Annotated in this window: 15 protein-coding genes and 3 pseudogenes; 9 read left to right on the top strand and 9 right to left on the bottom strand. The window is 69.6% G+C overall.

Translation table 11 applies throughout. The features are described 5' to 3' along the window. Nucleotides 1-75: 75 nt before the first annotated feature. Nucleotides 76-738, bottom strand: a complete 663-nt coding sequence (locus ABTY56_RS19825) for a TetR/AcrR family transcriptional regulator C-terminal domain-containing protein (protein WP_350630229.1) — start codon at nt 736-738, stop codon at nt 76-78. A gap of 116 nt (nt 739-854) precedes the next feature. On the opposite strand from ABTY56_RS19825, the gene ABTY56_RS19820 reads away from it, so the two are divergent. Next, entirely contained in the window at nt 855-1,295 is a 441-nt protein-coding gene (locus tag ABTY56_RS19820) for an ester cyclase (RefSeq protein WP_350630228.1), read from the top strand. A 163-nt stretch (nt 1,296-1,458) separates the two neighbouring features. On the opposite strand, the gene ABTY56_RS19815 is transcribed toward ABTY56_RS19820, so the two are convergent. Continuing rightward, the gene (locus tag ABTY56_RS19815) at nt 1,459-1,971 is read right to left on the bottom strand and encodes a hypothetical protein (RefSeq protein WP_350630227.1); all 513 of its coding nucleotides are present in this window, start codon (nt 1,969-1,971) and stop codon (nt 1,459-1,461) included. A 377-nt stretch (nt 1,972-2,348) separates the two neighbouring features. Then, nucleotides 2,349-3,350: a serine/threonine-protein kinase gene (locus ABTY56_RS19810; RefSeq protein WP_350630226.1), complete on the bottom strand. Its 1,002-nt coding sequence runs from the start codon at nt 3,348-3,350 to the stop codon at nt 2,349-2,351. Between the two features lie 471 nt (nt 3,351-3,821). Between ABTY56_RS19810 and ABTY56_RS19805 the strand changes: the two are divergent. After that, nucleotides 3,822-3,992, top strand: a pseudogene (locus ABTY56_RS19805) (helix-turn-helix domain-containing protein); the annotation flags it as partial. Nucleotides 3,993-4,070: 78 nt separating this feature from the next. Here ABTY56_RS19805 and ABTY56_RS19800 read toward each other — a convergent pair. Then, complete coding sequence (locus ABTY56_RS19800; RefSeq protein WP_350630225.1) at nt 4,071-4,991, bottom strand: hypothetical protein; 921 nt, start codon at nt 4,989-4,991, stop codon at nt 4,071-4,073. Nucleotides 4,992-5,346: 355 nt separating this feature from the next. Continuing rightward, nucleotides 5,347-6,012, bottom strand: a pseudogene (locus ABTY56_RS38860) (helix-turn-helix domain-containing protein); the annotation flags it as partial. Nucleotides 6,013-6,714: 702 nt separating this feature from the next. Here ABTY56_RS38860 and ABTY56_RS19790 point away from each other — a divergent pair. The 3 genes from ABTY56_RS19790 (at nt 6,715) to ABTY56_RS19780 (ending at nt 9,153) form a co-directional block, all read left to right on the top strand. Then, nucleotides 6,715-7,797, top strand: a complete 1,083-nt coding sequence (locus tag ABTY56_RS19790; RefSeq protein WP_350630224.1) for a hypothetical protein — start codon at nt 6,715-6,717, stop codon at nt 7,795-7,797. 291 nt (nt 7,798-8,088) lie between these two features. Further along, a complete protein-coding gene (locus ABTY56_RS19785; RefSeq protein WP_350630223.1) occupies nt 8,089-8,706 on the top strand; it encodes a hypothetical protein in 618 nt (205 codons plus the stop codon). 132 nt (nt 8,707-8,838) lie between these two features. Further along, nucleotides 8,839-9,153, top strand: a complete 315-nt coding sequence (locus tag ABTY56_RS19780) for a hypothetical protein (RefSeq protein ID WP_350630296.1) — start codon at nt 8,839-8,841, stop codon at nt 9,151-9,153. Nucleotides 9,154-9,309: 156 nt separating this feature from the next. Here the strand turns inward: ABTY56_RS19780 and ABTY56_RS19775 are convergent. Beyond that, nucleotides 9,310-9,515, bottom strand: a pseudogene (locus tag ABTY56_RS19775) (IS5/IS1182 family transposase); the annotation flags it as partial. An 83-nt stretch (nt 9,516-9,598) separates the two neighbouring features. After that, on the bottom strand, nt 9,599-10,192 hold the full coding sequence (locus ABTY56_RS19770; protein WP_350630222.1) for an SMI1/KNR4 family protein: 594 nt from the start codon (nt 10,190-10,192) through the stop codon (nt 9,599-9,601). An 863-nt stretch (nt 10,193-11,055) separates the two neighbouring features. On the opposite strand from ABTY56_RS19770, the gene ABTY56_RS19765 reads away from it, so the two are divergent. From ABTY56_RS19765 to ABTY56_RS19755, 3 genes are all read left to right on the top strand, one after another. Continuing rightward, nucleotides 11,056-11,448: a nuclear transport factor 2 family protein gene (locus tag ABTY56_RS19765; protein ID WP_350630221.1), complete on the top strand. Its 393-nt coding sequence runs from the start codon at nt 11,056-11,058 to the stop codon at nt 11,446-11,448. A gap of 100 nt (nt 11,449-11,548) precedes the next feature. Continuing rightward, nucleotides 11,549-13,024, top strand: a complete 1,476-nt coding sequence (locus ABTY56_RS19760) for an FAD-dependent monooxygenase (RefSeq protein WP_350630220.1) — start codon at nt 11,549-11,551, stop codon at nt 13,022-13,024. A 240-nt stretch (nt 13,025-13,264) separates the two neighbouring features. After that, entirely contained in the window at nt 13,265-13,582 is a 318-nt protein-coding gene (locus tag ABTY56_RS19755; protein ID WP_350630219.1) for a hypothetical protein, read from the top strand. A gap of 135 nt (nt 13,583-13,717) precedes the next feature. On the opposite strand, the gene ABTY56_RS19750 is transcribed toward ABTY56_RS19755, so the two are convergent. Together ABTY56_RS19750 and ABTY56_RS19745 are read right to left on the bottom strand one after the other, a co-directional pair. Next, nucleotides 13,718-14,827: a mechanosensitive ion channel family protein gene (locus tag ABTY56_RS19750; protein WP_350630218.1), complete on the bottom strand. Its 1,110-nt coding sequence runs from the start codon at nt 14,825-14,827 to the stop codon at nt 13,718-13,720. Nucleotides 14,828-15,104: 277 nt separating this feature from the next. After that, a complete protein-coding gene (locus ABTY56_RS19745) occupies nt 15,105-15,665 on the bottom strand; it encodes a TetR/AcrR family transcriptional regulator (protein WP_350630217.1) in 561 nt (186 codons plus the stop codon). 37 nt (nt 15,666-15,702) lie between these two features. Here ABTY56_RS19745 and ABTY56_RS19740 point away from each other — a divergent pair, with 37 nt between their 5' ends. Beyond that, nucleotides 15,703-16,791, top strand: a complete 1,089-nt coding sequence (locus ABTY56_RS19740) for an epoxide hydrolase family protein (RefSeq protein WP_350630216.1) — start codon at nt 15,703-15,705, stop codon at nt 16,789-16,791. Nucleotides 16,792-16,924 lie beyond the last annotated feature (133 nt).

The raw sequence follows: 16,924 nt of genomic DNA, 5'->3' as shown, positions 1-16,924 counted from the left end.
AAATGCCATGAAAGAGCAGAACTGTGGTCGGCATCGCTTGCTCTTGTCGGACTTCACCGAATCGAACGAAGCTTCTCAGCCCGAGCGCAGCGCGTCGAAGCCGAGCAGCAGGGCATCGAGTGCGAAGGCGAACCGCTCGGCGTCGTCCGTGCCGGCCCGCTCGTTGGCGGCGCGGATCAGCAGGGGGTATCGCTCCGCGTCGAGCGTGGCCAGCCAGTCGGTGCCACCGGCCTCCTCGGCTCCGACCACGATTCGGGCCTCCGCCGTCGCGTGGCCGATCACGAACACGGTGAGGGAGTTGAGCGCGTGCAGGGCGCGGCCGAGCGGGAAGCCGCCGGTCGTGAGCAGGCGCAGGAGGGCTTCGAGGTCGTCGAGGGTCGCCGGGGTGACGGCGGGCCGGGAGGTGGCGAGGGGGAGTACGGCCGGGTGCCGTAGCAGGCCCTCGCGCAGGGCGGTGGCGTACGCGTGCAGGGCCGTGCGCCAGTCGGCCGGGCCGTCCATGGTGGGGGTCGCTGCCGTGAACACCTGCTCCACCAGGCCGTCCAGCAGGGCGTCCTTGTTGGGCACGTAGTGGTAGAGGGTCATTGCCTCCACGCCCAGCTCCTGGCCGAGCGAACGCATCGTCAGGCCCTTGATGCCGTCCCGGTCGACCAGGCCGAGCGCCGCGTCGAGGATCTGCTGCCTGCTCAGTCCGGCCCGCTCGCCCCGGCCGCGCCGGGCTTCTTGATGCTCCGTCATCTCCCGTTCCTTCTGTCTTCCCGCCACTGACTTGACTTTCTTACGGCATAAGATAACACTCGTCTCCAGCGAAACTTACCGCGTAAGAAACTCGGGCCGCCGCAGGGGGAACCACGATGTCGACCACCACCAACAAGCAGGTCATCCGCGACTTCGTCGCCGCGCTCAACGACCGCTCCGGCGAGGGCTGGGTGCAGCTGCTCTCCCCGTCGGTCATCGACCACAACAAGATCATCTTCGGCGAGGAGGACGCCCCCGGCGCCGCCATCGAGGGCTTCCGCCTCCAGCTGGCCGCCTTCAGCACCGAGGCCGAGGGCGACGGCTTCCACATCGAGCAGCTCATCGCCGAGGACGACGAGGTCGTGGCCCGGCTGCGGGTGGCCGGTGTGCACACGGGCTACCACGCCCGGATGCCCGAGCCGACCAACCGCCGCTGCGACGTCGAGCAGATCTGGATCTTCACCGTCCGCGCCGGCCGGATCGCCGAGATCCGCGCCGTGAGCGACCGCCTCGGCATGTTCATCCAGCTCGGCTGGGACTGGCCCACCACGGACTGACCCCGCTGGCGGATCACCGAACCGGATCCACCGCCCGGTGAATCCGAAACGGCCGCGAAAGACCGGAAAGATCCTCCGGCGCAGCCACGCCGTATCCGGAAACGGGCGGCAGCCGGGCCGGTCAGGGACGCCCGTATCCGAACCGGGCATGCCGGTGCGGAGCCTATCCGCATCCTTGGACTTCCTGGAGATCCGGCTTGCGTCCGCTGGTTCCGGCTGCGTCGGTCTTGCCCTTGACCGCGGTGAACGCTGCCGCGGGCCTTCGGCTGTCACCCGTTGCTTCGGTTCTCCCGGCGGTGTCGGCCTGGTACCACTGGCCTCCGGTATGGAAGTACATGGTGAAGTCATCGAACTCGGCGCCGTCCGGAACCTCGACCGAGTATCGGGTACAGGGCGGGAGCGTCGGAATCTGGTAGAACCTGCTGCTCGGCTCGTCCACGAGAAGAACGTTGTAGGCCGGAAGCAGACTGCGGTTCTCGATGAGCAGCCGCCGGGGCCCTTCGCCTTCCCTGTCAATGTGCCAGGCGACGCGGTAGGCGGTGGCCAGGCGATTCGCGATCCGCTGGTTCGTGTAGGCCTCGTCCGACGCGCTGGTCGACAGGAACAGGCTGATGCTGGCGAGGACCAGAGCCAGGATCGTGCCCACGGCGACGGCTTGATCCGTGAAAGCCTTCACCTTCTCCAGTGGCGGCAAGGCACCCCAAGCCTGACGCAGGGATCGAAGACCGCTTCGCAAGGTCAACCGACCGCGCCTCGGATAGGCCTCGCAGGGCCGTATCCGTTCCAAATCGGCAGTAGGCGACGCTTGTTGAGGCCACCGTGTTCGACGGCCGTCCGCCAAGGGGTCGAGCACGAGAGTGGACACGCCCTTGCTCGGGCGAGAACCCCGAGGTTCGCCATGCATGAAGCGTTTCAACGCAATCCGCACGCATGTCGCCCGCCACGCCCTCGGCCGGCGCGCGGTCACCCGAACGCGCGACAAGGATAAGGATTCAGTAGCGCATCCGGGCAGCTACGGCGGGCCGAGGCGTGGAACCTGGCGGGCCAGCGCGTTCAGACGGGGACTCGCGCCCTCCTCCGCTTCGGCAGCTCGGTCCAAGAGCGCGGCCGCTGTGCAGCCGTGACGGAAGCTCGGCGTCCGCCGGCTGCACTCGAGACCCATGGCTCACGGTGCCGTGGCAGCCGACGTGTTGTACAGGCCGACCATCGGCGCACGGGCAGCGGCAACCAGTCTCCGGTCGACGGGACGTTCGGGGCGAGCAGGTCGAGGACCTGGGTGGCCGTCGGACGGCGGCCGGGATCGTGGTCGAGGCACCGGGTGATGACGCCGGCGAACCGCGCGGGCAGCAGGCCGAGGGCGGACGCCAGGGATTCGCCGTCGGCGAGCGGGGCGGCTCCAGCGGCATGGCACAGCACCATGCCGTAGGCGTAGAGATCCGCGGCACGCGTGATCGACGCGCCGGTGAGCTGTTCCGGCGCGAGGAACCCCTGTGTGCCGATGACGTAGCCGGTGCCGGTGAGCCGGGTGCTGTCCAAGGCCCGGGCGATGCCGAAGTCGATGATGCGCGGGCCCGTGTCAGCGACGATGATGTTGCCGGGCTTGAGGTCGCGATGGACGATGCCGCAGACGTGGATGTGCTCCAGTGCCTCGGCGACGCCGACCGCGAGGGTGTGCAGGGTCCTCGGGGGCAGCGCACCCTGCTGTTCGAGGACGTCCTGCAGTGACGGGCCGGGGATGTACTCGGTGGCCAGCCACGGCGGGTCGCCGTGCGGGTCGGCGTCGACCACCGACGCGGTGTGGAACCCGCCGACGAGACCCGCGGCTTCGATCTCGTGGGCGAACCGCCTCCGGAAGACCGGATCCTCGGCGAGCTCCGGCCGGACGATCTTGACCGCGACCAGGCGCTGCCCGGGCGACCGGCCGAGGTAGACCGTGCCCATCCCGCCCTGGCCCAGCACCGCCGTCAGCCGGTAGCGGCCGATCCGGCGGGGATCGTCCTGCCCCAGCGGACGGTGCCCGGGGGCGAGGCCGGTCGGTACGGGCGGCTGTGGCACGCCACGCTGCCCTGCGCTCCGACCGGACGGGACGACGGGCTCCCTGTCCCGGTCGGCACGGACCTGCTGCACCACCGAGCCCCGGAGGGAGCCGGGCGGTGCGGCCACCTTGCACTCGACGGACCGGTTCCACAGCGGCCCTCCCACCCTTCCGGTTTCCCCCTGCGCCCGGCCGGCTCCGGACCGCGCGTGCAGCAGTCTTCCAGATCCACCCCGCGAAGGGCCCGTGCTCGGGACGATCAACTGCCGACCGACCACGGGTAGTTGACTGTCAGGCACCGGTTTGACGACTGTCAGGCATCGGTTTGACGACCCCGCCGCCCCGGGAATCCCCGGGCCGTCGACGCCGGTCGTCCGTGGCGGCGTGGCCGGCACCGATGCCTCGTGGCGGGCAGCGAACGCAGGAGAGCCGGTCGTTGAAGACGGCCAGGCCGGGCCGGTTTCGGTGCCGTGCCGGGGGAACTGGCGGTCGCCCGCGTCGAACCGGCCCGCACCCGGCTGGAGATCATCGACGAGACGCTCGAACGCATCGCGTCCACCTGCGGGTTCGGGACCACCGGCACGCTCGTGCGGGCGTTCCGCCGCCGGCTCGGCACGACGTCGACGGAGTACCTGCGCCGGTTCCGGACCGTCCGGGGGTGAACGGACGACGGACGCCCGCGGTCCGGGGACCGCGGGCGTCCTGGGTACCTCAGTCCTGGCTACCTCAGCGGTGCCGCGTCAGCGGCGGGCGCCCCGACGGCGGGCGATCACCAGCGCGCCCCCGCCGACGGCGAGCAGCGCGGCCCCACCAGCGCCGTAGACGATCATCTGGCTGCTGTTGCCACCCGTGCTGGCCAGCGTGCTGGCCGGCGTGGTCGAGACCGGATTGGCGGTCGGCTTGCCGACCGGGCCGGTCGTGTCCGCCGGGGCGGACGGCGCCGGCACGGCCGGGGCGGTCGACGGCGTCCCGGTGGTGGCCGGCGCCGACGGCTTGGCGGTGGTGGAGGGCGAGGCGGTGGCCGTCGCGGTGGCGGTGGCCGAAGGCGTCGTCGTGGCGGTCGGCGTCCCGGTCGGGTGCGGGGTCGCGGTGGCCGTGGGCGACGCCGAGGAGGTCGGCACCGGGACGGTCGGCGTGCCGGTCGGGGTCGGCACGCAGGCCTTGCCGCCGTTCCAGGCCGAGATCAGGTTGTCCGGGAAGACGCCGTCCGGGTACCTCGGCGCGGGGTTGGCGACGCCGTCGAACTTCTTGTCGCCGTTGTACAGGTCGATCTGGCCGTAGCACTTCGGCAGGTGGGCGGAGACGTCCAGGGTCGCCTGGCGGTTCCCGCTGCGCAGCGTCGTGGTCGCCCAGCCGAGGAAGGTCTGCTTGCCCGAGGTGGCCCAGGTCGGCCCCTCGGTGTCGTAGGAGGCCAGCGAGACCCGGTAGTCGCAGCCGTCCGCGACGTCGCCGACCAGGCGGACCTGGATGACGCCGTGCGGCTGGGACATCCGGCCGTCGGAGATCCAGCTCTTGCCGCCGTCGACGGAGAACTGGACGTCGACGGTGCCGCACCCGTGCTCGGCCCGGGCCTGGGCGGTGCCGGCGGTGAGCAGTGGAGCGCTGACGGCTATGCCGAGGGCGGCGAGGACCGGAAGGCTCCGGCGCAGGAGTTGGTGCACGAGGAAGCTCCCTAAGGGTTGTACACGGTTCGGGTGGGACTCACCGCTCCACCGGTGGCGATCCGGACGGGACCGTCACCGGAACTGAGCGGGACGTGAAACCGTGACCGTACCCGATGGCCCGGCAGCCCCGGCCCCCAGGGTGTAGACGTGGCAGCGAGTCAGCCGCACTCTCGTTCGGCCGGACCGGTTCAAGGAGCTGATTTGCGTACATGCACCCCGTAATCCCCCAGTTGGGCGGCTCACGCGGGTCGGTCGATGCGTTGGGCGGCTTCGAACTGTGCGAAGACTTGTCCCAGGACGAGGTCACCTTCACGCCGAACAGGTGGCAGAGTCTGGCGGTGTGGTTGCGTACGGCGCGTTCGGAGACGATCAGGTGCTCCCAGTCGTGCCAGTTCGCTGTGTCGCGGTCCCAGACCAGCACGATCGGTGCCTTGACGAGTTGGTGGACGCCGTCGATCAGCGCGATGAAGTCGCACTCGCCCATGCTGCGGAGCTTGCCTCTGCCAGCTGGGTGGGTACGCAGGCGGTGGCACAGCCGGGTGCGGGAGCCGGGCCGCATGGCGGTCAGCCCGGCCACGGACAGGCGTCCCGAACGACGGTCGCTGACTGGTCACGACCGGTGTGCGGCCGCGCCGGCCCCAGGTGCGTCCTTTGGGCGGACGGCGGGTGAAGCCTGCCTCGTCCTCGAAGCAGATGTAGCCCCCGCAGGCCGCCCGGGCTCTTTCAGCTCCACCCAGGTCGCCTCCTCTCCAGGCAGCGCGGGGACGGTCGGCCTCGGGATCCGCTCGGGCTTCGGGAGGTCAGAGCCTGCACACCTCCATCCCGCCACAGCTGATGCCACTGGTAGGCCGACTTGCTGGCTCACCCGTAGCCGTCGCGCCACTTCCGACGGCTTGATCCTCTGTTCGAACAGCTCGGCCGCCTGCATTCGGACCGCTTGTCGGCGCTCACGTCCCGCAGGGGTCGGTCCGCCCCCATCCGCATACTCACATACCACCGAGTACCGCCACCGCACCATGCCCATCGAGGATTTCGGGAGATCTCACCCTGACGAGCCGAAGTCACTACCAGAGCCCCGACGGAACGGTACATCCGTGCGGCGGCGGCCGGTTCGACTGCCGGGGTGGTGTCGTCAAGGACCGGATCGCAGACGTCGGCGGCGGCCTTCCCGAAACCGTTCGAGTCTCCATCGGAGTCGACTTTCAGCCCGAAGGTTGTCGAGTTGCAATGCCATGGGCGCCGGTTGAGGCTAGGAGGAGAACCCTGTCGAGTCAGCCACACCATGCCGTGGGATAGTCGGTCACTGGGCCGGTGCCAAGCAGTTGACGGCTTCGGCGGCACCGTTCACAGAGCGACGGTGAGCGGAGAGTCAGTCCTGGCCAGGCTCAAACTCCCCACAGACTTGGCGGTCTTGTGCTTTCCGCCCAAGTCCGCGGCGCGCATCAATGACGACGGAGTGCCTGTCACCACCCTGGGCGTCGCCCCGGAGGGTGTCCGGCGGGCGCTGTCCGGGCACGGCGGGGCCGGGCAGACCGTTGAGGCGGAGTCCGGACGCGGCCGGTGATGAACGCGAATGGTGTGAAGACTGCCGCTCTGAGTCCGATCTGCCCGACCGTCACCACCCCAAGCGGGCACATCCTGTCGATGATCACTGGCAATGATGCCATGTCGGCACGATCCCGGGCCGGACTCCGCGCACGACGACAAGGAGTCACCGACCATGGAGATGTTCACCGGCGCGTATCCGGACAACCTCGAACCGGAGGGTGACCCGGCACGCAACAGAAGCATGCAGGACGCGCTCGACACGTTCATGAACGGACTGTCGGGAGCCGACCGCACCGCGCTGGAACGGACGGGTCTTACTGTGGTCGCGCTGACCGGCGCTGACCTACTGCCGTGGGCCGGGCACCGGCACAACGAAGTCCACTACTCGGCGAGTGTCGTCAAGCTGCTGGCCATGTACGCCGCTCACACTCTCAGATTCCTCGCCGAGGAATTGCGCGCAGAACAGCCACCCGCCACCTCCGCCGACTTCTACGCAGCCCTGGCCACCGAGTTCAACAGCAAGATTCGCGCGGTTACCCCGCCAAAGATCCTGGCGAAGTACCCGAACCCCGCCGACGAGAACAAGATCCTTCCGGACTACCAGACCGTCCTGGAACCGCAGTTCGATGCGACCGGAACGGCAATCAGTGTCGACTTCACCTTCGGCTACCGAAACCAGCTCCGAGGGATGCTGATCAACCAGACGGACCCGCCGGCCGGGGAATGCATCCACGGCGTCGCCTTCGGATTCATGAACGCCAAGGCCGGCGACGACGGGTTCTTCGACGCCGCGAACCAACGAGGCATCTGGCTCGCCGGCGACTACGTCAACCAATGGACCCCAGTGACGACCGCATCAGTCAACGACGGGGCCACCGCCCAGGCCACAACGGCTGTGGACATGGCGAGGCTCTTCGCCCGAATGTTCTCCGGAACGCTGGAAAGCGGCGATCTCACCGACCTGATCCCCATGCTGACGCCAGGCGGGCGGAGCTGGTTCCACCAACTCCTGCTGTGGCCCAACGGGAACCTGTCCGCCACCCACTCGAAGATCGGATTCGGCCCACTCAAGCCAGACGGCTCCGGAGTGATCAACCAAGTGGTCTCGGAGGCCCTGATCGCACACGACAGCAGCGGCGACCTCGACTTCGCAGTGGTTTGGCAGAACCTGAAGACCTCCGGGAACCCGACGAGACCCGACGTGGAGCCGGTCGCCCGGATGGTCGAGGCGACGATCAACGCCTTCTCGCCCTAGCCGTGTCCGACGCGATCAGGACAGGCAGGCGAGGCCAGGGTTCCACTGCCCAACACCCGAGGCTCAGCGGCTGCGCATCTCCCGCATGTCTGCGGCGACTTCTGAAAGAAGCTGCGCGGGTAGGGCGGCTGGTCATGGCCGGCGGTGGAGCGTCTGTCCGGACGGTGGATGGTCCAGGCCTGGAGGATCCGACTACGCGCAGTGATGTCGGTGACGCCGTAGAACCGCTGGATCAGCACTCGTCTTCGCATCATGGCGGCGGGGCCCGGGTGAGTGTCGGCCGAGGACGCTATGGTCCCCGCCACGGAACAGGATCTCCTCAAGCACTTTGCACCTCTACCCGATCGGATCGGCCACACAGGCGGCATTGAGTCGCTCACTCTGGACGGGTGCCGCTACTACTTCGGCTTCGATTACAAGAGCGACGTGGTTCTCTCCCCGCTGATCGACGATCCCAAGACGATGGCCGCCTTCGCGAGCGAGTACATGCGCCAGAGCACTGGCAGGCATGACGTGACCTACTGGGAGGGCCTGGTCACCGCAGCGGCCGAAGGTACGGAGCTGGACTGCGACGATGCGGAACGGGATGTCACCTCGCGGGACTTGCGCGGTGGTCTGCCGGACGCCGAGAGCTACCTGCTCTATCTTCTGGGTGCGGCCACCGGATGGGACGACTGGTTCGAGGAGGCGCCGGAGGTACAGCAGGCGTGCGAGCGGCTCGGGTTCGATGAGGAGGACTCGGAGTTCATCGACCACTGTCTTCAGGCTGTTCGGGAGCATGGTGCACAGGCGCGACCTGACGAGTGGACAGTCACGCGTTTCCACCTGACTGCGGCGACACAACATCTGCCAGGCAACTGGAACATGCTGTTCGCGCCGCTCGCGGAAGGCGTCATGAGTCACCAGTGAGCGGCGCCGCAGGAGGGCAGGAGCCCTGCCGGGTCATGGGCTGGCCGACCTTTTTTGATCAATGGAAGCATCACCAGGCATGGCGGCCACGGAGGAGCCGCCGTCCGCAACGACATGGGGAGTTGGTTCTCGTTGAAGAAGCCCTACTGGCAGCCGTATTGGTGGCGGCTGCTGTTCCGTGCGGACGGTGAGCCGGGATTTACGGTGATGGGTCCCGAGCCGGTCAGCCAGGTTCCGAACGATGCTCTGAAGAACGCGTCCCTCGAAGTGTGGGCCGACGCCCTGCTGGAGGATTCGCCCGACACGTTCGACGACCTGCGGGGCGACCTGGTTCTTGAGTGCTACGCAGAGCCCGTTCCCGCAGAGGGCACTCCGCCGGTGTATTCACGCCAGGTACGGCTGCCGGGATACGCCCTGCCTCCGTACCCCAAGAGGCGACACGTCTGAACGCCACCGCCGAGTCCGGCCGGCGGGACAGGCCGGGGATTCCCATCCCGCGTCAGCGGCCAGATGTGGATCGCCGAACTCGCCGAAGGACCTCGGAGCAGCGTGATGAAGAACGCATCCACGAGTGAGAAGCCGCGCGGGTGGGTGACAAGCCCAGGTGGCCGAGCACGAGGAGTCCGCGATTGCCTCGTAGGAGCAGCCGGAGCGAGGGACTTGCAGCAGTTGTCGAGGACGATCGGGTCGCTGATCCGGCGTCGATGGCAGCCCAACGGGTGGGTCGAAGCGAACTCGGGCCGCTGCGGCAGCAGGGTGGCGAGTTGGTCCCAGAGCGGGTCGGTCAGCCATGCTGGAAGTACAGGCACAGGTCTCCCCAGTGGTCACAGAGCGTCTCAACTCCATGGTCACCGGGACCTGTGCCCACCTTCCTGCCGGGCCACGACGCCGCCTATCTGCGCAAGCTCCAAGCGAGCCGCTGCCGAATTGGATGCGCTGGGAGCTGGGGTGAGGTGAGCTCCAGGGCCCGGTTGTCCCGTCCGGCAGCCATGTGGTCGAGCCATCGTTCATACCAGGCGAGAAAGTCCGGGGCTGAGGAGACGTTCGGGCCCCAGAAGCCGTCTGCGTTGCCGATGAGCATGCGCCCGGTGAGAGGGCCGGTTATGCCTATGAGGACGAGATCGCTGCAGCCGCGTTCGATGACGTGCAGGAACAGGTCGCCACGGCGGGTGGGGCGGTAGGCCCGGCTGAATCCTCTTGGGCCCGTTCTGGAGTCTCTGGGGTTCATTGTGAAGAGCGTGCAGTCCTCCAGCGGGATCAGTCCGTAGTACGGAGAGGCGCCACTGCCGCCCATGTTGGTGAGGAAGTCTCGGTAGGGCTGCGGGAGTTCCACGTCGTGCTCGGCCTCAAAGGCGTCTGCCTGGCTGTTGGTGATGCGGGGGCCGAGACGAAATTCGTGTCGCTCCTCCCCGAAGGAGTGGCTTCGGGTGGGCGCGTAGGGGATGCGTGCCAGTTTGCGTCGCAACCGCGGGATGCGGGAGTCCATGCGAGCTCTTCTCTCGTGTCGCCCGCAATCTATCGCACGGCACCGGAGCCCATCCCTGCGAGCAGGTCCCGCTTCCTCAGCAGCCGGAAGCCGGCCCGGCCGAACATCTGGCGCTTGAGCATCTTGAAAGTTACGTGGAATCTGCCGGGGTGATCATGACTCTCCGGTGCAACCACGGCCTTGGGAGATGGCTTGAGCGGCACGACGGTGCTGACGGAGAAGTGGCCGGTGCCGGGCCGGCATGAGCAGGCGGCGGTGTAGCTGCAGATCTGGACTGATCTCGGTCGGGCGCCTCGAACGATCGACGCCTACGCCCGCGGGTTGGCCGAGTACCTCCGCTCCACTCGCCTGCGTGCGGCGCGGCGCCCGGGCCCGGGCGCCGCGCCAGAGGGCGGATCCGCCGCCGCTGCGTGACCGCTCTGCTGCGGACGGCCGTCGTCCGGCTGGTCGCCGGCGCTCGGCATTGGCTGATCTCCCCCTGGTACGCCGCACAGCGGCCCGTGGTGTTCAAACGGCTGTGTGAATATGGCCGACCGCTCTCATGGCAGCGGCTCCTCGCCGTCAGGCTTGGCGGGCGCGGGGCGCGGGGCGCGGGGCGCGGGGCGCGGGGCGCGGGGCGCGGGGCCGCGGGGCGTGGGGCGCGGGGCGCGGGACGTGAGGCGATCGGCGAACTCGATGACGAGGTCGCGTAGTTCATGGGGCGCTCGATACCCCATCAGGTGGCTTCCGTTCGACGCACCGAAAGCGTTCCGAATGTGCGTGCGTCGCACACGCTTTTCCGCTACAGTCATAAGCGTGCTTCAGGCACGCATCTCCGCTCGATCCGCAGCGGAACGCTCCCGCCCGCAACCGGAGGAATCCCCGTGACCCACACCGACGTCCGCGCCGCCCTCACCGACCTGCTCCTCACCCCGGGCCTCGACCTGGACGAGGCCGCCGACCGGCACTTCGCCCCCGACTACCGCCAGCGCACCGACGGCGAGTGGGCCGACCGCACCGAGTTCCTCACCCACATCGCCCACCTGCGCACCGTCGTCGCCGACGGCACCGTCGAGGTCCACGACGAACTCACCGTCGGCGACCGCTACGCCGACCGCCACACCATGACCGTCGTCAAGACCGACGGATCCACCGTCCGCATGGAGGTCTACCTCTTCGGCGAGTTCGCCCCCGACGGCCGCTTCCGCCGCATCGAGGAGACCACCCTCATGCTCGAAGGCACCGACGGCGACCGGAACCTCGGCAGCGCCCGCTGAGCACGCTGCTCACCCGGCGTCACGAGGCCGCCGCCGTCCCGGCGCATCGGCCCGCCGCCGCCCCAGCGCATCGTTCGAAGAGTGAGAGGAAGTGGTCGTCATGCTCGACGTGCTCATCGCCGGAGCCGGCCCGGTGGGGCTCTGGCTCGCCGCGGAGTTGCGCCTGCACGGGGTGGAGGTGACCGTCGTGGAACGCCGGGCGGCACCGGACGGACGGTCGCGCGCGGTCGGCATGCAGGCCGGCACGCTGGACACCTTCGCCACCCGCGGCCTCGCGGAGCGGTTCATCGAACGCGGCACCCCGGTGCCGACCGGCCACTTCGGTGCGGCGACCACCCGGCTGGACTTCTCCACGACCGGGGCGGTGCACCCCTTCATGCTGGCGCTCGGTCAGTCCGTCACCGAACAGCTCCTGGAGGAGCACGCGCTCGCCGTGGGCGCCCGGGTGCTCCGCGGGGAGGAGGTCGTCTCGCTCACCCAGGGGCCGGACGCCGTCGAGGTGGTGATCCGGGCCGGCGGCACCCACCGGACCGTGCAGGCCCGCTGGGTCGTGGGTTGCGACGGCACGCGCAGCGCGGTGCGCCAGGCAGCCGGCATCGACTTCCCCGGTCAGGACACCACCCTGACCGGGTGGCTCGCCGACGTCGAACTCGACGATCCGCCCACCGCGCCGCTCGCCGCCACCGGGCCGGCCGGTTCGTTCCTGGCAGCCCCGATCGGCGACGGCGTCCACCGTCTGGCGGGCCTCTCCACGGCCACCATGCACCACGGCGCCGGCGAACCGCTGACCCTGGAGGAGGTGCGCGAGCAGACCCGCACGCTGCTGGGACGGGACCTCGGCATCCGCAACCCGCGGTGGCTCTCGCGCTACGGCAACGCCACCCGCCAGGCCGCGCGCTACCGCGCCGGACGGGTGCTGGTGGCCGGGGACGCGGCGCACATGTTCTTCCCGGCCGGCGGGCAGGGCATGAACCTCGGTATCCAGGACGCCACCAACCTGGGCTGGAAGCTGGCCGCCACCCTCCAGGGCCGGGCACCCGACGGGCTGCTCGACAGCTACGACACGGAGCGCCGGCCGGCCGGCCGCGCAGTCATCGACAACACCCGCGCGCAGCTCGCCCTGTTCGCTGCGGCGAACCCGGAGCAGATCGCCCTGCGCGAGGTCTGGTCCGCCGCACTCGCCGAACCACGGACCAACCACCTGTGGGCCCGCCGAATCGCCGGATTCGACGACCCGCTACCGGCCGGCACCGAGCCCGGCGGGCACCCGCTGAACGGTACCCGGCTGGCCGGCCTCGCCCTGAACACCCCGGCCGGTGCACCCACCGCCCACCCGTTGATGCACCACGGCCGACCACTGCTGCTGGACCTCGACGGGACTCGGACGCCGTGCCCGACGGACGGTCTGGAGCAGCGAGCGGGGACCGTCGACACCGAGGTGTCCCATGCGCTCTGGCGGAACGTCACCGCCGTGCTCATCAGGCCGGACGCCCGGATCGCCTGGGCCGGCACCGACACCGACCCGCGGCGCCGGGCAGCGGACTGCCTCACCACCCTGCGCACCCTGTGTCGTTGAGTGCCGCTCGACGTCGAACGGTCGGACCGATCTGAGGTGCAGGAGCCGCCTGGGGATTGTGGCCGGTTCCGGCTCTCGGCGCACGATGCGCTGTCGACAGCAGCGGGTGACTGTGTGGATGCTGCTTGTCGTTGTCATATGCGGAATCCGATCGGCCAGAGGACGACGCAGCGGGCCGTCCCGCACACCGCAGCGCACGGGACGGCCTGTCCGACCGAACGCCAGCGAAAGGACCATCCCATGGACGCCACCACGCTCATCGCACGGAACGACTACCGGCTGTTCAAGCAGGGACGTCTGGCTGTCATCGACACCCAGAAGAGCAACGCCGTCACCTTCGACGGGAAGCTCGCAGACCACGGCACCTATCGCAACATCCCGGAGGACTTCAAGCTGGGCATCGACGCCGCGACGTTCTTCGGCTACGGGGACTACCGCCTGTTCCGCGGCGACCAGCTCGTGGTCATCGACACCCAGAACGGCAACTCGCTGTCCTACCAGGGCGCCATCGCCGACCACGGCACCTACCAGAACCTGTCGTCGTTCTGGACCGGCTGACCGCACGGGCCCTGAGCCCGGGCCAGGCATGCTTGACGGGCGGCGCCGGCACGACAGTGCCGGCGCCGCCGCTCATGGCGTGGCGGCGTACGCGCTGATCGCCTCGGTCCGCCCGGGCGGCTCCTCCACGCCCGGCTACCGCCGTCGGTCCGTCAGCGCCTCGGACGACGCGTCCCATTGGTGCGGCACCGGTGGGAGGGACGACGGTGCGCCCGCCCCGTCCTGCCGGAGCGAGACCGTGCGCGTGGGTGCGGGGATCGAGATGCCCTCCGTCCGGTACCGGCGGTGCAGGCGTTTGATGAACTCGTGCTTGATCCGGTACTGGTCGCTGAACTCGCCGACGCCCAGGATGACCGTGAAGTTGATCCTGGAGTCCGCGAAGGTGTGGAACCGGACGGCGGCCTCGTGGTCGGGCACGCCGCCGCTGATGTCGGCCATCACGCTGTCGACGACATCGAGGGTGACCCGCTCCACGTGCTCCAGGTCGCTGTCGTAGCCGACCCCGACCTGGACCAGGATCGACAGCTTCTGCTCGGGCTGGGAGTAGTTCGTCATGTTCGTCCGCGCCAGACGGCCGTTGGGGATGATCACCAGGTTGTTCGACAGGTTGCGCACCACGCTGTTGCGCCAGTTGATGTCGACGACGTACCCCTCCTCCCCACTGGTCAGCCGGATGTAGTCACCCGGCTGTACCGTCTTCGAGGCGAGGATGTGCACACCCGCGAAGAGGTTGGCGAGGGTGTCCTGCAACGCCAACGCGACTGCGAGACCGCCCACCCCGAGGGCGGTGACCAGCGGGGCGATGGATACCCCGAGGGTCTCCAGGGCCACGAGGACGCCCATCGACAGCACCACGATCCGGGTGATGTTGACGAAGATGGACGCGGACGCCGCGACGCCGGTCCGGGACGCGGCCACCGACTGCACCAGCCCGGCCATGACCCGGGCCGCGCTGAGCGTTGCGATGACGATGAGCACGGCCGTCAGCGACTGGTCGACCAGTCCCGCGATCCGTGCGGAGAGTGGCAGGGCCGAAGCGGCGACCGCGGCCCCGGCGATCACGGCCGCCCAGGGGACGACGGTGCGCAGTGCGTCGACGATGATGTCGTCCCCGCTCCACTTGGTCCTGCTCGCGTGCTTGCCCAGCCACTTCATCAGGGCCCGCAGCACCAGGCCGGCGACACAGCCGGAGGTCAGCGCGATGCCGGCCACCACCCAGTCGTGCAGGACCAGGTCCCGGGTCACCGTCCCGCCCCCGCGGCGTGGAGGTCGATGGAACGGGCCGCCGCCGGCCGCTGTATGTGCTGTTTCGTCACCTTGTTGCCTGTCGGGTCGTGTTGTGCGCAGCCACGTCGGAGCGGATGTGCGCATTCCGAACGGACTGCCATCCTGCCCCATGGCCCGGCCGCCACCACAGCCGGACCTCGGCGTTCCGGCCGCCGGCCATGCCGGCGCTGCGGTCTTCGGCCGGGGAGACGTGCGGCGGGCGAGACCGCGGTGGTCCGCGGCCGGCACCTGGTCCTCACCCGTCGGCGAGCCGTTGGATGGTGGCGCTCAGCCAGGCCTGGAGGTCGGCGGGGTCGCCGAGTTCGGAGCGCAGGACCCGGCGGCGGGTCGAGACGCCGAGCACGAAGGCGTCGATCGCCGCGGCTCGGCCGCGGGCCTCTGCGTCGTCCAGACCGCTGTCACGCAGGTAACGGTGAAGCGGCTCGAGCGAGTTGGTGTCGAGGAAGGCGGCCAGCGCCTCGGCCGCCTCCGGGCGTTCGCCGGACGCGCGGTGCAGCACGAGCAGCGGGTCTTCCCCGGCTGCACCGAACCAGCGCTGGACGATGTTCGACGCGAGGCGCGCGCCCAGCTCGGAGCGGTCGCCGTCGAAGGAGTCGGAGACCGGGATCTCCACTTGCGTCGCCGCCAGGAAGAGGCCGTCCTTGCCGCCGAAGTAGCGGGTGATGAGGTTGGGCGACACGCCGGCCGCGTCGGCCACGCCCTTGACCGCGACCGCGGTGAAACCGTGCCGGGCGAACTGGCGTCGGGCGTTTTCCAGGATCCGCTGCCGAGTGGCGGCCGCATCGCGCGAAGTCATGTGTACGAGCATACACATCATGTGTACGCTCATACACATGAGCGATGACATCAAGGCCTACATCAAGGGCGACCTCAAGGGCGACATCGAGGGCGACCTCGGGGAACGGCTCCACCGGACACGGCGCGTCCCGACCCCGTGGGCCGACGACGAGAGGCGCGGCATCAGCGGCAGCCGCCTCGACGAACTGCTCGAACGCTGGGAGACCGGATACGACTGGGGCGTGCACGAGCGCCGCATCGGCGAGTTCCCCTGGGCGACGGTGCAAGCGGGCGACACCGATCTGCGAGTGATCCACCAGCGGTCCACGAATCCCGGCGCCCCGGTGGTCGTGCTGCTGCACGGCTGGCCGGACTCCGTGCTGCGGTTCGAGCGCGTCCTGCCGCTGCTCACCGACGTCCACGTGGTGGTCCCCGCACTGCCGGGCTTCCCGTTCGCCGCCCCGCTCACCACGTGCGGCATGTCGGCCGACCGGATCGCCGGGATCGTCGCCGACGCGCTGGACGAGCTCGGCTACTCGCGGTACACGGTGTCCGGCGGCGACGTGGGCGGTACCGTCGCGGAACTCCTCGCGGCCCGACACCCGGACCGGGTGGCCGCGCTGCACCTCACGAACACCGCCCCGCAGCGTGCGCTCACGGCGGACCCGGCGAAGCTCGCGCCCGACGCAGCGGCCTACCTCGGCCGGTCGGCGCAGTGGTTCCGAACCGAGGGCGGGTACATCGCCGAACAGTCGACTCGGCCGAACACGCTCGCCATCGCCCTCGGCGACTCCCCCGCCGGCCTCGCGGCGTGGATCGTCGAGAAGCTGGAGTCCTGGTCCGACGGGCCGGCCTTCACGACGGACGAGCTCCTCACCTGGGTCACCGCCTACTGGGTCACCGGCACGATCGGCACCTCTTTCGCCACCTACGTCGAGCCCGTCGCCCTTCCCGACCGGATCGACACGCCGACCGTGCTCTCCGTGTTCCCGCACGACACCAAACCTGAGCCACGAAGCTACGCCGAGGCGTTCCTGAACATCCGGGACTACGTGGAACACCGTGCCGGCGGCCACTTCGCGGCCTGGGAACAGCCCCAGGCCTACGCCGACGACGTACGCCGAGCAGTCAACCTGGCCGGCTGACACGGAGCTTGCGCACGCCCCACCGCCGTCCCGCGCCGGCGGCCCCGCGCGGGGCCGCCCGAACGGCCCGAACCTCGGCCGTCGGCCTCATCGCTGGTTGGTCCGAGGACGGTGACCGCCACGGTGCCGCCGC

This window comes from Kitasatospora sp. NPDC097691, from assembly GCF_040302665.1.
In the GTDB taxonomy this organism is placed as follows: domain Bacteria; phylum Actinomycetota; class Actinomycetes; order Streptomycetales; family Streptomycetaceae; genus Kitasatospora.
Note: the sequence above shows the minus strand (reverse complement) of the source record. Positions and strands in the feature narration are given on the sequence as shown.

Excerpts from the sequence above, each read along its gene's own strand:
- ABTY56_RS19825 (WP_350630229.1), bottom strand. The coding sequence starts at position 738 with ATGACGGAGCATCAAGAAGCCCGGCGCGGCCGGGGCGAGCGGGCCGGA.
- ABTY56_RS19820 (WP_350630228.1), top strand. The coding sequence starts at position 855 with ATGTCGACCACCACCAACAAGCAGGTCATCCGCGACTTCGTCGCCGCG.
- ABTY56_RS19790 (WP_350630224.1), top strand. The coding sequence starts at position 6,715 with ATGGAGATGTTCACCGGCGCGTATCCGGACAACCTCGAACCGGAGGGT.
- ABTY56_RS19785 (WP_350630223.1), top strand. The coding sequence starts at position 8,089 with ATGGTCCCCGCCACGGAACAGGATCTCCTCAAGCACTTTGCACCTCTA.
- ABTY56_RS19770 (WP_350630222.1), bottom strand. The coding sequence starts at position 10,192 with ATGGACTCCCGCATCCCGCGGTTGCGACGCAAACTGGCACGCATCCCC.
- ABTY56_RS19760 (WP_350630220.1), top strand. The coding sequence starts at position 11,549 with ATGCTCGACGTGCTCATCGCCGGAGCCGGCCCGGTGGGGCTCTGGCTC.
- ABTY56_RS19755 (WP_350630219.1), top strand. The coding sequence starts at position 13,265 with ATGGACGCCACCACGCTCATCGCACGGAACGACTACCGGCTGTTCAAG.
- ABTY56_RS19745 (WP_350630217.1), bottom strand. The coding sequence starts at position 15,665 with ATGACTTCGCGCGATGCGGCCGCCACTCGGCAGCGGATCCTGGAAAAC.
- ABTY56_RS19740 (WP_350630216.1), top strand. The coding sequence starts at position 15,703 with ATGAGCGATGACATCAAGGCCTACATCAAGGGCGACCTCAAGGGCGAC.